This is a genomic window from Arthrobacter gyeryongensis (assembly GCF_039543785.1).
GTDB classification, from domain to species: domain Bacteria; phylum Actinomycetota; class Actinomycetes; order Actinomycetales; family Micrococcaceae; genus Arthrobacter; species Arthrobacter gyeryongensis.
The window spans coordinates 255,558-267,732 of record NZ_BAABKK010000006.1; the positions used below are offsets into that span (position 1 = coordinate 255,558).

General features: G+C 64.1%; 11 protein-coding genes. 4 read left to right on the top strand and 7 right to left on the bottom strand.

Features of this window, described 5'->3' with window-relative positions:
- Positions 1 to 283: 283 nt before the first annotated feature.
- From ABEA18_RS05150 to ABEA18_RS05170, 5 genes are all read right to left on the bottom strand, one after another.
- On the bottom strand, positions 284 to 979 hold the full coding sequence (locus ABEA18_RS05150; protein ID WP_345448226.1) for a response regulator: 696 nt from the start codon (positions 977 to 979) through the stop codon (positions 284 to 286).
- On the bottom strand, positions 976 to 2,262 hold the full coding sequence (locus ABEA18_RS05155; RefSeq protein ID WP_345448227.1) for a sensor histidine kinase: 1,287 nt from the start codon (positions 2,260 to 2,262) through the stop codon (positions 976 to 978). The genes ABEA18_RS05150 and ABEA18_RS05155 overlap by 4 nt, the downstream gene beginning before the upstream one ends.
- A 60-nt stretch (positions 2,263 to 2,322) precedes the next feature.
- Positions 2,323 to 3,213, bottom strand: a complete 891-nt coding sequence (locus ABEA18_RS05160) for an ABC transporter permease (RefSeq protein WP_345448228.1) — start codon at positions 3,211 to 3,213, stop codon at positions 2,323 to 2,325.
- Positions 3,210 to 4,208, bottom strand: coding sequence for an ABC transporter ATP-binding protein (locus ABEA18_RS05165; RefSeq protein WP_284751038.1), 999 nt, complete (start codon positions 4,206 to 4,208; stop codon positions 3,210 to 3,212). The genes ABEA18_RS05160 and ABEA18_RS05165 overlap by 4 nt, the downstream gene beginning before the upstream one ends.
- 176 nt (positions 4,209 to 4,384) lie before the next feature.
- Complete coding sequence (locus tag ABEA18_RS05170) at positions 4,385 to 5,881, bottom strand: bifunctional phosphatase PAP2/diacylglycerol kinase family protein (RefSeq protein WP_345448229.1); 1,497 nt, start codon at positions 5,879 to 5,881, stop codon at positions 4,385 to 4,387.
- Between the two features lie 158 nt (positions 5,882 to 6,039).
- On the opposite strand from ABEA18_RS05170, the gene ABEA18_RS05175 reads away from it, so the two are divergent.
- The 4 genes from ABEA18_RS05175 to ABEA18_RS05190 are packed head-to-tail and all read left to right on the top strand — an operon-like array spanning position 6,040 to position 10,027.
- Positions 6,040 to 7,578, top strand: a complete 1,539-nt coding sequence (locus tag ABEA18_RS05175; RefSeq protein ID WP_345448230.1) for an efflux RND transporter periplasmic adaptor subunit — start codon at positions 6,040 to 6,042, stop codon at positions 7,576 to 7,578.
- A gap of 6 nt (positions 7,579 to 7,584) precedes the next feature.
- Positions 7,585 to 8,313, top strand: a complete 729-nt coding sequence (locus ABEA18_RS05180) for an ABC transporter ATP-binding protein (RefSeq protein WP_345448231.1) — start codon at positions 7,585 to 7,587, stop codon at positions 8,311 to 8,313.
- Positions 8,310 to 9,557 (top strand): ABC transporter permease, encoded by a 1,248-nt coding sequence (locus tag ABEA18_RS05185; RefSeq protein ID WP_345448232.1) that lies wholly within the window; start codon positions 8,310 to 8,312, stop codon positions 9,555 to 9,557. The genes ABEA18_RS05180 and ABEA18_RS05185 overlap by 4 nt, the downstream gene beginning before the upstream one ends.
- A gap of 56 nt (positions 9,558 to 9,613) precedes the next feature.
- Positions 9,614 to 10,027 carry a hypothetical protein gene (locus tag ABEA18_RS05190; RefSeq protein WP_345448233.1) on the top strand — a complete coding sequence of 138 codons (414 nt, stop codon included), beginning with the start codon at positions 9,614 to 9,616 and terminating at the stop codon, positions 10,025 to 10,027.
- Between the two features lie 76 nt (positions 10,028 to 10,103).
- On the opposite strand, the gene ABEA18_RS05195 is transcribed toward ABEA18_RS05190, so the two are convergent.
- Positions 10,104 to 11,297 carry an MFS transporter gene (locus ABEA18_RS05195; RefSeq protein WP_345448234.1) on the bottom strand — a complete coding sequence of 398 codons (1,194 nt, stop codon included), beginning with the start codon at positions 11,295 to 11,297 and terminating at the stop codon, positions 10,104 to 10,106.
- The gene (locus tag ABEA18_RS05200) at positions 11,294 to 12,064 is read right to left on the bottom strand and encodes a DeoR/GlpR family DNA-binding transcription regulator (RefSeq protein WP_345448235.1); all 771 of its coding nucleotides are present in this window, start codon (positions 12,062 to 12,064) and stop codon (positions 11,294 to 11,296) included. The genes ABEA18_RS05195 and ABEA18_RS05200 overlap by 4 nt, the downstream gene beginning before the upstream one ends.
- Between the last annotated feature and the right edge of the window lie 111 nt (positions 12,065 to 12,175).

Consider the following 12,175-nt stretch of genomic DNA (forward strand, 5'->3'; position numbering starts at 1 on the left):
CTGCCAAAATGTATCTGACTCGGCGAGGTTTTCGGATCGAATCAAGGCAAACGGAAGGAACGCCAACCACGCCAGCATCCAGAACTTGCCCGGCGCTTCAGGCCCCAGGCGAGAAGCAGCTTGGTTACTTTGCCCAACAACTTCGCTCCGCGGTTCCCCCATGAGCCATACCATAGCGGAGCGCCCCAATGCCTGACAGGGTTATCCAGGAAATCCATGACGGAGAGAATCCGCAGTTCCGCCCCATTTCAAGCTAAGCGGCCAAATAGAGCTCAGACTGACGTTAGTAATCCGGGTTGCTCGGGACCACGAGTCCTGTTTCGTAGGCGTAGACCACCACCTGGACCCTATCCCGCAGGTGCAGCTTGGTGAGGATCCGACGGACGTGGGTCTTGACCGTTGCCTCGGAAAGAAAGAACTTGTGGGCGATTTCCGCGTTGGACAGCCCTCCCGCGATAGCCTCCAGCATCTCGGTTTCGCGGGGCGTCAATTCTTCGAGCAGCGGATCGCGGGCCTGGGCTGTGGCCTGGCCGGGCACGCGACCCCCGCGGACGTAGGTCTCCAGGAGCCGCTGGGTGACCCGCGGAGCCACCACGGCGTCGCCGCTGGCCACGAGCCGGACGCCCTGGACCAACTCCGCAGGCGCAACATCCTTCAGCAGGAACGCGGAGGCCCCTGCCTGGAGGCCTGAGAAGGCATATTCATCGAGGTCGAAAGTAGTCAGGATGATGATCCTGGCGTTGGACGCCGAGGCCGTGATCCGCCGTGTGGCTTCAATTCCATCCACGGCAGGCATCCGGACGTCCATGAGCACCACGTCCGGTTCCAGTTCCTCGACCTTCCGGACTGCTTCGGCGCCGTCGGAGGCTTCGCCTACGACCTCGAGATCGTCTTCGCCTTCCAGGATCAGCCGAAATCCCATGCGCAGCAAGGGCTGGTCGTCCACCAGCAGAACCCTGATGGGAGCATTGTCAGTCATGATTTCCCCTTGTCGCCATTCCAGTTCAGCTCCGCATGAACGCGCCACCCGCCGTGTATTCCAGGACCGGCATCCACCGTTCCAGCATAGATTCCCGCACGTTCACGCATCCCCGCGATGCCTTGGCCCGTTCCCAGGACCGCCTCTTCGGTGCCCGGATCCCGGGAGCCCCGGCCGTCGTCGAGCACTTCAATGGTGACCGAGTCGCCATCCCGCACGATCCTCACATCCACTTGGCTCGAGGAACGGCCGTACCTGAGCACGTTTGTCAGGGATTCCTGCACGATCCGGTAGACGGTGAGCTGGAACGCCGGGTCTTCAGGAAGGGCAGGGCCCGTGTGCGAATAGTGCAACGGCAGTCCTGCCGTCCGGAATCCATCGAGCAGCTTGCTTAAGTCATGCCCGGAAACCAGGGGCTCCAAAGGCGCAGGGCGCGCAGAGTCTTCCCGCAGCACACCGAGTACGCGGCGCATGTCGGCCAGCGCAGTCCTGCCGGTGCGGGAGAGTTCGCCGAGCACCTCACCGGCGCGCTCCGGATCCTTCTTGACCACGACGGCGGCGCCGTCCGAGAGGCTGATCATGACCGTCAGGGAGTGGGCTACGACGTCGTGCATCTCCCGGGCGATCCGGTTGCGTTCGGTGACCGAACCCAAGCGGGCCGTGCGTGCAGCCCAGGCCCTGATTTCGCTCTCATGTTCACGCCGCTGCCGCACCGAAATGCCGATGCCGGTGGCGATCAGGTTGGACAACAGAATGCTGGCCGCGGCGGTGATGTTGCTGATGAGGTGGAAATTCTCCGGAATCGCCTCTCCGTTGGCCGGGGCCGCCGGACTGGTCCACATGAAGAGATACACGAGCGTCAGCGGCAGGCTCGCCGCCCCAAACACAGTCAACGCGAAGGTCCGGGCCCTCGTCACGGCCACCGCGTACAGCGCAAACCACAGTCCTGCCGAGACGTTCGAACCCCAGGGATTCAGCAGCGTCACGGCCACTTCGAGGACCGCAACGGCGGCAGTGACACTCAGCGGGTTGCGGCGTCGAAGGAACAAGATGGCGGCAATGGCGACCAGCAGCGCGGCGGCGAACCACTTGCCGTCCACGATCGAGCTGATGAAGGTGGCCAGCGCCAAAAGCGAATAGCACAGCACCACCACTGCATCCATGACCCGTGGGTGTTGAAAGAGATAGCGGCGGATCCTGCCACGGCGGCGCAGGGTGATTTCAGCGAAGGACGCATCGGCCACGTGGGCCGATGCGTCCTGGGCTGGCAACTCTTCACTCATGGCTTGAGCCTAGTGGCCTTGCCTGGAGTGGGTGCGCTTGGATCGTCAGACGATCGCGAATCAGACGTCGCGCTTCTTGAGCACGATGAGGGCAGGAACCATGAACAAGATGACATAGCCAAGGAACACGAGGCCGCCCGCCCATGGATCCAGGTTGCCGTCCACGTGGCCGATCGACAAGAAGCGGCCGCCGGCCTCACTGGGCAGGTACTGGGGGACGTACTTCCAGAAGTCTCCCGGTGCGAAGCCGAGGAATTGGCCGGCGAACGGGAGGACGAACATGATGCCTACCAGGACGGTGATGCCGCCGGCCGGGTTCTTCAGCAGTGTTCCGAGCGAAAGGCCGATCAGCGCGACCCCTGAGACGTACAGGCCGCCGGTGAAAACGCTGTAGAGGACACCGTCCGTGTTCCAGCCGAGATCAAGGCCAAAGTTGGCGAACATCGGTGAGGCCAACAGGAAAGTCACGACGCCGGCCACTACCGAAAGGACGTAGGACACCACAACCAGGACTACGGCTTTGGCACCGAAGGTGGAGAGCCGTCCCGGAGCCGCGTTCATGGTTGACCGGATCATGCCGGTAGCGTACTCAGAAGCAATGAAGAGCACGGCCAGGGATCCCATGACCAGGATGCCGATGTTGAGTCCGGCATTCGGCAGGTTGTAGAGGCTGAACCCCGATCCCGGCGGGAAGGAGTCAACGGCTTGCTGCACCGTTTCCTTATGACCCTGCCGGCCGACTTCGACCATCTGGTTGATGAAGTTCCAGCGGACCAGGGCGGACAGCAGGCCGATGCCGACAATGGCCACGAAAGTGAGGACCAAAAGGATCTTGGTGCTCATGAGGGTCCGGAACTTGATGGATTCGGAGTTCAGTACCCGGAGGAAAGTGACGCCACCGGTCGCGGCTGACGGGATCGCAGGTTTCTTGCTGATGGTGGTGGTGCTCATGACTGGATCCCTTCCATGGTGGCAGCGGAGGTGGCGCCGACGCCGGCGGGGCTTCCGTCCACCGGCCCGCCTGGTGCTGCCGGTCCGCCGGTGATGTGCGAGTGGTATTCCACCTCGTCCTTGGTCAGCTGGAAGTAGGCCTCTTCCAGTGATGACGTGAGTGGAGTGAGCTCGTAAACCAGTACCCGGTTGTCGAGGGCGAGCTCGGCGATGCGGAGCGGCTCCACTCCGTACACCTCCAGGGTTTCACGTTCGTTCTGCTCCACCCGGACGCCGTCGCGGGCCAGCAACTCGGACAAGCGGGTGGTCTCCGAGGTACGGACCAAAGTGCGCTTGCGGGACTGGCTCTCAATCAGCGCATCCACCGTGGTGTCTGCGATGATCCTGCCGCGACCGATCACTATGAGGTGGTCCGCGGTCTGGGCCATCTCGGACATGAGGTGGCTGGAAATGAAGATGGTCTTGCCCTGGCTTGCCAGGTAGCGCGCAAGGTTCCTGACCCACTGGACGCCCTCAGGATCCAGTCCGTTGACCGGTTCGTCGAGGATGAGCGTCTGGGGATCACCCAGGAGTGCGTTGGCGATGCCAAGCCGCTGGCCCATCCCGAGGGAGAACCCTCCGGCCTTCTTCTTGGCAACTGCGGTGAGGCCGGTCATCTCGATGACTTCCTCAACGCGCGAGTTCGGAATCCCGTGGGTGGCAGCCATGGCGCGCAGGTGGTTGTACGCGCTGCGGCTGGTGTGCACCGCCTTGGCATCGAGCAGCGCTCCCACTTCGTGGAGCGGGGCTTTGTGCTGGGAGTAATGCCGGCCGTTGACGATGACGTCGCCCGACGTCGGACGGTCGAGACCCATGATCATGCGCATGGTGGTGGACTTGCCGGCGCCGTTCGGGCCAAGGAAGCCCGTGACTTTCCCGGGCTGTACGGTGAAGCTGATTCCGTCCACGGCTGTCTTTGCGCCGTAGACCTTCCTCAAGCCTGTTGCCTCAATCATGGAAGCGTTCCCTCCGCTTGCTGCAGCTAGGTGGTGACTGTAAGTACAACGCTAGCCACCGGCATGACGGAATACGCCGGTCTCAGGGATGATTCAGGGGCCGCTCAGGGTAGTCCCTATGGATGATCCCGGCAGCGGCCAGGTCTTCCCGGGCACCAGGAAAGCGCTCGGAAACTCTAGTAAAGCGGCGAATACACGCGCAGCGCCCGGCGCTTGACAGTGAACTCCGCGGTCCGCACACCAGGCAACGGCTCGCCGTCGACCGCAATCACTAGCGGTTCTCCGATCGCTTCGATGCTGAGCTCCGCAGCCTCGCTGAGGTGGGTCACCTTGGAGGTACCCACGGTTCCGGTGAGGACCGCCCACAGCAGACGCAGCCGCGCAAAAGGCTCATCGGCCGTGACCATGCGGATGTCCAACACGCCGTCGTCAAGCACAGGACGCGTCAGCGGTGCCAGGTCCCGCGGGTAGTAGCGGCCACGGCCCAAGTAGAGGATCCACAACTTGTGGGGGATGCCGTTGATCCGGAGGGTGGTCGGCGTTGCCGCGCCGAAGGTGCGCAAGCCTGCGACGAGTCCCGCGAGGGGCTTCCCCATGGCGGGCTGCAGCCGTTCGCGTCGCCGCACCAGGTTGGGGTAGACACCGATGCTTGCCGTATTGAGCATGATGAGCTCGGTGGTCTCGTCCTTGCCATCGACGCCCCTGCCCGCGCTCACATGGCCCAGGTCTGTCCATGCCGCTGCTCCCGTTTTGGCGGCCTGTAGGGCCCCTTCCAGCGATCGGGCGTCTACATCACGTGCGAAATGGTTCAGCGTTCCGCCGGGCAGCACCAGTAAGGGCAGTGAGTGCTCGACGGCGGCCGCCGCGGCAGTGCCGACCGTTCCGTCGCCGCCCCACACGCCCAAGGCCTTCGTCCCGGGCCGCCCTGCTGCGGTCCGGATTTCTGCAACCACGTCATCACCATCGGAAATCAGGCTTATATGCGACTTGGGGAATATTTCCCGAAGCTGCGTCTCGGTGTCCGGCGAGTAGGAACCGCCGAGGGCGTTGACCGCAATGCTTAGCCCCTCGCCGTCGCCGACTGCGGGGGCATCGGCCGGTGAACGGTCTGTGTCCGGAACGGGAGGTCTGGCCGGCCACCACTTTCGGGTCAGGAGTGCCGCTCCGGCCCCGATCGCCGAGCCGAGCACGACGTCGGAGGGCCAGTGGGCGCCTGTATGAACCCGGGAATACGCCACACCTGCCGCAACCGGGGCAAGAGCTACACCAAGACGGGGATACACCAGCGCGACGCCAAGAGTGAAGGCAACGGCAGACGCCGAATGGCCCGAAGGCATCGAGGAACTGGTGGGCTGCGGGTTGACAAAGCGAAAAGCCGGAAGGAGTTCGGGCAACGGCCGCGCCCGAGGAAGCAGCGTCTTGAAACCCAGATTGGTGACGGCCGACGCAACGCCAAGGGCCAGGAGCCCGTGGATCGCCGCGTTGCGGGGTTTACCGGGAAATGCCGCGCAAACTCCAGCTACGGCAAACCATAGCTTGCCCTTGGTGGCGGCCTCCGAGAGGTTTTTCAGAACGGCGTCATGCGAGCCCTCCGGCCGCCGCGAGACTGCTCGGACCGCCGCCCGATCGAGTCGCGCTATCCGCCCTGATCCCCATCGCAGCATGCTTCGCATTCCACCAGACTATCGGCGGGCCGGTAAAGATGTGGGATAGTGGGGCTCGTTCTTCCCCACAGACTCGAGGGAAACGGCACGCCGCGCAGGACGTCACATAGGGTAAACCATCAGGTAGCACTCGGTCTTCTCCAAGAGAGCGACCATAGTCTTCGGGCATGCTCTCAAAGCCTCAACTCATCAACAGCGGCATCGGGGTGGCCGTTATCGGCATTGCCGCCGGCGCCTTCTTCGTGCTGAACGGCGTGCCGCAAACGGCCGCCGACACCACCGCCCGCACCGTCGCGGTCAGCGCAGCCGACCTAGCCGCGGTCTCTACGGCGAGCGGAAACGTCTCGCCCGCAAGCACCACGGTCATCAACGCGCAGAACTGCACCGGGCCCATCGCCACTGTTTCCGCTGTGACCGGTCAGCAAGTCACAGCCGGGCAAGTGCTGGTGACCATTGATCCGACGAACGCCCAGAACGCCCTGGCCGTCGCCCAGGCCCAACTGGATTCCGCCGCCGCGCAGGCAAACCAACAGCAGGCCTCAGCCAGCAACCAGGTAGCTTCGGCGAATCAGAGCCTGGCCAACGCCCAACAAACGGCCAACCTGGACGCGAGCCAGCAAGCCAGTGCCGTGACCGCCGCGCAGACAGCCGTGAACAATGACAATGCGACTGTCGCCGCGGCTCAGACCGCCGCCAGCGCCCAGCCCAGCAGCCAGCCGGCCCAGAATGCGCTCAATACGGCACAGGCCCAGCTGGCGAAGGACAACCAGGCACTGACCCAAGCCGTCAACCAGCAAGCCAGTTCGGCACTCAAGGACAAAGAGCAGATCGCCTCGGCTGCGACGGCCCTCAATTCCGCCCAAAGCGGTGGCGGCGCCACCTCCAATACGACGTCGGCCCAGATTGCCGTCGACACCGCAACCAAGAACCTGGCGTCCTGCTCACTCGCGGCCCCGGTTTCAGGAACGGTCACCGCTGTGAACGCCGTCGTCGGAGGCAATGCCGGCAGCAGCTCCGGCTCATCCGGGTCCTCGGCTTCCGGTTCCTCTGGAGCTTCGGGTTCCTCCAGCAGCTCCTCCACAAGCGCGGCGAGCACATCGTCCTCCGGACTGATCACCATCAGCGACACAGCGCATCTGCAGGTCATCGCCAACTTCGCCGAATCCGACATTGCCGCCATGAAGACCGGCGACTCCGCCACCTTCACCTTCCCGGCGCTCAAGACCGACCCCTCCGCGGCACCCGTCACCGGAACCATCACGGCAATCGCCCAGAACGCCACAACCACGAACAACGTGGTCAGCTACCCCGTGACGATCTCCATCAAGAACCCCCCGGCTGCCCTCCGGCTCGGCCAGAGCGCAAACATCTCCGTGACGACGGCGACCGCCAAGAACGCTTTGACGGTGCCTTCGCTGGCCATCACCACCACCGGAACCAAGCAGACCGTCAACGTGATGAAGAACGGAACCTCGACGCCGGTGACCATCACCACCGGGATCACGGACAATGGCCGCACCCAGGTGCTCACCGGACTCAACGCGGGCGATCAGATTGAACTCCCCGCCATCTCCTCCACCCTGGACACCACCGGCACTACCGGACGAACCGGGACGGGCGGACTTGGCGGTACGGGCGGATTCGGTGGCACGGGCGGCGCCGGAGTTACGGGCGGCACCGGTGGCACCCGCGGAAATGGCGGGTAAGCAGCCGTGAACGACGCTGTCATCCAACTGGACTCCGTGAGCAAGATCTATGGCAAAGGGGAGGCCGAAGTACGGGCACTCGATTCCGTCAGCATCTCCATTGACCGGGGCGACTTCGTGGCCATCATCGGCGCCTCGGGCTCCGGAAAGTCCACCATGATGAACATCATCGGCTGCCTCGACGGCGCCACCCAGGGGACTTATCACCTGGACGGCATCGATACCGGGACCCTGGATGAATTCCAGCTCGCGCAGATCCGCAACCGGAAAATCGGCTTCGTCTTCCAGAACTTCAACCTGATACCGCGCACGCGGGCCGTGGACAACGTCTCCATGCCCCTCGCTTACGCAAAAGTGCACCGCAAGGAACGGCGCGAGCGGGCCCTGGAAGTGCTCGCTTCCGTGGGCTTGGCAGAGCGGGCCGACCACAAGCCTTCGCAGCTCTCCGGCGGACAACAACAGCGTGTTGCCATCGCCCGGGCGCTCGTGACCAACCCGGTGCTGCTGCTGGCCGACGAGCCGACGGGTGCACTGGACACCAAGTCCTCGCACGAAATCCTCGATCTCTTCGAGTCCCTGCACGCCAACGGCCGGACCATTGTGATGATCACCCACGAAGCCGACGTCGCGGCGCGGGCCAACCGCGTAGTGCGCTTCCAGGACGGGCACATCATTGAGGACCACCGGATCCGTGCCGTAAATGCGCACCCCGTAGCGACGGCGGTGCCGGCATGATGATCGCCGAATCCGTTCGCTTTGCCCTGACCGGGGTGATGGCCAACAAGATGCGCTCCATCCTCACTACCCTCGGCATCCTGATCGGCATCGCATCCGTCATCATCCTGCTGGCCGTGGGCGCCGGAACCTCCAACGCCATCAAGGCCCAGATCGGCAAACTGGGAACCAACGTACTCACCGTGAGCCGCCAGACGACGGCCGGCGGCCGCGCCGCGGGCGGCGGGCAAGCCGTCACCGGTCCGCGGTCACGTGGCACCAACCTCACGCTGCAGGACATGGCCGCGCTGACGGATCCCGTCATGGCCCCCGACGTCGCCGCAACGGCTCCGGTGGTCACGGCACAGAACGTCACGGGGACTTACCAGGACGCAACCCACGCGGTCGCAACGTTCGTGGGGACCACGCCGTCGTACTTTTCCATTTCGAACGACACCCTCGCGGCAGGGTCCTACTTCAGCGACGGTGACGCAAGCAGCGGCACCGCAGTGGCCGTGATCGGCAATACCGTGGCGCAGGACCTGGTGGGCACCTCGGTGACCTCGGCCGTGGGGCAGACGATCGCCCTCAACGGCCAGAACTTCGTGGTCTCCGGCGTACTGGCCCAAAAGGGGTCCTCGGGGCTCAACGATCCAGACGACATTGTGGTGATCCCCTACAGTGCGGCGCAAGACAAGTTCACCGGATACTCGCCGTCCCTCGCCTCCATCACCGTCCAGGCGAAGTCGGCGGACGTGATGAACCAGGCCCAGAACGAGGTACAGATGATCCTCGATGCCCGGCACAACGTCACCTCCGCCAACCGTGACTACCAAGTGCGGAACCAGGCACAGATCCTCACGACGGCCACCACCACAACTGCCACGCTGACGATCCTCCTGGGCGCCGTGGCAGGCATTTCGCTTCTGGTGGGCGGAATCGGCGTTATGAACATCATGCTCGTCACGGTCACCGAACGTACACGCGAAATCGGCATCCGCAAGGCGATCGGAGCCTCGCGGGGCAGCATCGTGAGCCAGTTCCTGATCGAATCGCTCATCATTTCGCTGATCGGCGGGGTGCTGGGAATTGCCGCGGGCTACATCGGCAGCGCGTTCCCTCTGCTGGGAACGCAACCCGAAGTCCAGTGGTGGACCGTGTGGCTGTCGTTCCTCGTATCCGCGGCGATCGGCCTGATTTTCGGAATCTACCCGGCCAACAAGGCGGCGAAACTCCGGCCGATCGACGCCCTGCGGTACGAATAACCGCCCACAGTTCCACCTCCAGCAACTAAAAGAAACAGCCAACAGGAGATCCAAAAATGTCCTATTCAGCACCGGAGCCCGGTCCCACGAACCAGCCGGAGCCCCAGCAGCCCTACACCCAACAGCCCCATACCGGACAGCCGACCGCCGTCCTGCAGGCCACCGGTCAGGAACCCACCGGACAAGGGTGGGGCCAACCCCAAGCGCCGGAGCCATTCGTGCCCAAGAAGCGCTTCAAGATGGGTCGCCTGACGCAGATCCTCCTTGCCGTGCTGCTGGTTGCTGTCGGCTTCTTCGGAGGCGTCGGCGTCACAAAGCTCATGGATGCCGGCCAGGCCCGTCCCGGCCGCGGCCAGTTCCAGAACTTCAACGGCCAGGGCGGCCAGGGCCGGAACCGGCCGAGCGGTGCTCCGACCAACGGGGCATCGCCGAGCGCAGTTCCTTCGGCTCCCGCCACCTCAGCCCCGTAACCACCCGTCGTCGTAGCCACCCAACTGACTCGCAGTTGTTGTCGTTCTGATCCTTCAAAACGACAACAACTGCGAGTCAGTTGCTTTTAACCAGGGGCTTCGCGGCGCCGGCCAGCCACAGTGCGATCAGGATCGGCGCCCCGATGGCAAGCAGGGCCATGTGGATGCCGGTGTGGTCACCTAGGTATCCCAGAAGCGGCGGGCCGGCGAGAAACGCCACATAGCCGATTGTCGAGACCACCGAGACGCGCCCGGCTGCATGTCTCGGATCATCGGCAGCAGCGGACATGCCCATCGGGAACGCCAAGGCTGCACCGATACCCCAAAGGGCCGCACCCATCCCGGCAAGGATGAGGTTGCCCGCGAAAACGAAGAGAGCAAGGCCCACTCCCGCGGCGGCCATGCTGACCCGCAACACGGCTACACGTCCGAACCTGTCGATCGCGCGGCCGCCAAGGAAACGCATCAGGGTCATCGCGGCCACAAAGAGCGCAAACAAGAGAGCGCCTGCCGATTCGGAAGTATTCAACCCATCCACCGAGGCCTTGGCGATCCAGTCGTTTCCGGCCCCCTCCGTGAGGGTCGCTCCAAGCACCACCACACCGATCAACAGGGTGCGGGAGTCCCGCCAAGCCGACGGACCCTTGACAGCTGGCGCGCCGCCGTCGGGCATTGTTCCTGTGGCTTCGTGGGGCATGAAGTAGCGCGGCGCGGTCAAAGTGAGAAGAACCACGACGCCGGCAATGACCAGCAGGTGCTCCGGAAGTCCAACGCCGATCTCGGAAAGCCACGCGCCAACCAGCGCACCCACAAAGGCACCCCCGCTAAAAGCGGCGTGGAACTGCGGCATAATGGTGCGCCCGAGCCGGTGTTCGACGTCGGCCCCCTCGATATTCTGCGACACGTCCCACAGACCGACCCCAACACCGAAGAAAAAGAGCGCCAGCGCAGTGGCGGCCACGGATCCGGCCATCAGGGAGAAGGCGATAGCCGCTCCGGCGGAGGCGGCAAGGAGCCCCGCGGCGCGGACGGTATTGGCCGTACCAATCCTCCCCACAACCCATCCCGCAGAGGGGAGCGCCACAAGGGACCCGACGGCGGTGCACAGCAGGAGTGTGCCCATCTGTCCGGACGTCAGGTGCAGGGTCTGGGTGACGGCGGGTATGCGGGCCGCCCAGCTGGCAAAGACGAGCCCGTTCATGCCGAAAACCAGGAAAGTGGCGATTGCCGCTGCTTTGACGTTCGGAGCGGTTCGGGTGCTGGTGGTCATACGATCACAACTTCCACGGAGAGATTTTCAAGTCGGGTGCATTCTTCAGTGCTTGGCTTCCGGTCCGTCACAATGACATCTACCGCGTCCATGGCTGCAACCAAGGCCACGGCCTGTGCATTCCACTTACTTCCTGTGCAGGCCACGATCACCCGGCCGGCCGATTCCAGACCTGCCCGCTTGATCGCGGCGTCCTCGAGATCGTGCGCCAGCAGGCCGTCTTTGAGGTTGATCGCACACGGAGTGACGATCGCGGTGTCAAAACGCAAGGAGCGGATGTTTGCCTCTGCCATTGGTCCCCGGAATGACTGCTCGCCGGGAACCAGGCTGCCACCGGGCAACAACAGGCCCGGCCGCCGCCCAGAGGCAAGGTCCGTGGCCAGGAACTCCACCGCACGAAGGGACATCGGCATGATGGTCAGCTCCCGCTGCGCAAGCCGGCGCGCGATCTCCGTTGCCGTGGAACCGCTGTCCAGCCACACGTGATCGCGGTCGCGGAGCAATCGTTCGACGGCGACGGCGATTCTCTCCTTGGCATTCTGGTCCTCCAGCTCGCGCTGCCCATAGCCGGGGTTGTCGCCGCGGTCCACGAGGCTGCGGGCGCCGCCATGCACCCGGCGGAGGACACCGTGGGACGCTAGGATTTCCAGGTCGCGCCGAATAGTGGCCCCCGATGCCCCGCATTCGGCAACCAGTTCGTCAACGGTGATCTCTTCGCGCTTGCGCAGTAGCTCGCCAATGAGCCGGTGGCGGTCAGCAGTCCTCATGCTCAAATGCTACCCGGGAATGATCATCTAATCATCCATGATGATCATATGGGCGCTAGGCGCGGGAACTTGCGCGCAGAAATCGCCCCGTGTGTCGAACGGCTCAAACGC

Bases quoted from the DNA above. Each gene is read 5' to 3' on its own strand.
- ABEA18_RS05150 (WP_345448226.1), bottom strand. From the start codon at position 979: ATGACTGACAATGCTCCCATCAGGGTTCTGCTGGTGGACGACCAGCCC.
- ABEA18_RS05155 (WP_345448227.1), bottom strand. From the start codon at position 2,262: ATGAGTGAAGAGTTGCCAGCCCAGGACGCATCGGCCCACGTGGCCGAT.
- ABEA18_RS05160 (WP_345448228.1), bottom strand. From the start codon at position 3,213: ATGAGCACCACCACCATCAGCAAGAAACCTGCGATCCCGTCAGCCGCG.
- ABEA18_RS05165 (WP_284751038.1), bottom strand. From the start codon at position 4,208: ATGATTGAGGCAACAGGCTTGAGGAAGGTCTACGGCGCAAAGACAGCC.
- ABEA18_RS05170 (WP_345448229.1), bottom strand. From the start codon at position 5,881: ATGCGAAGCATGCTGCGATGGGGATCAGGGCGGATAGCGCGACTCGAT.
- ABEA18_RS05175 (WP_345448230.1), top strand. From the start codon at position 6,040: ATGCTCTCAAAGCCTCAACTCATCAACAGCGGCATCGGGGTGGCCGTT.
- ABEA18_RS05185 (WP_345448232.1), top strand. From the start codon at position 8,310: ATGATGATCGCCGAATCCGTTCGCTTTGCCCTGACCGGGGTGATGGCC.
- ABEA18_RS05190 (WP_345448233.1), top strand. From the start codon at position 9,614: ATGTCCTATTCAGCACCGGAGCCCGGTCCCACGAACCAGCCGGAGCCC.
- ABEA18_RS05195 (WP_345448234.1), bottom strand. From the start codon at position 11,297: ATGACCACCAGCACCCGAACCGCTCCGAACGTCAAAGCAGCGGCAATC.
- ABEA18_RS05200 (WP_345448235.1), bottom strand. From the start codon at position 12,064: ATGAGGACTGCTGACCGCCACCGGCTCATTGGCGAGCTACTGCGCAAG.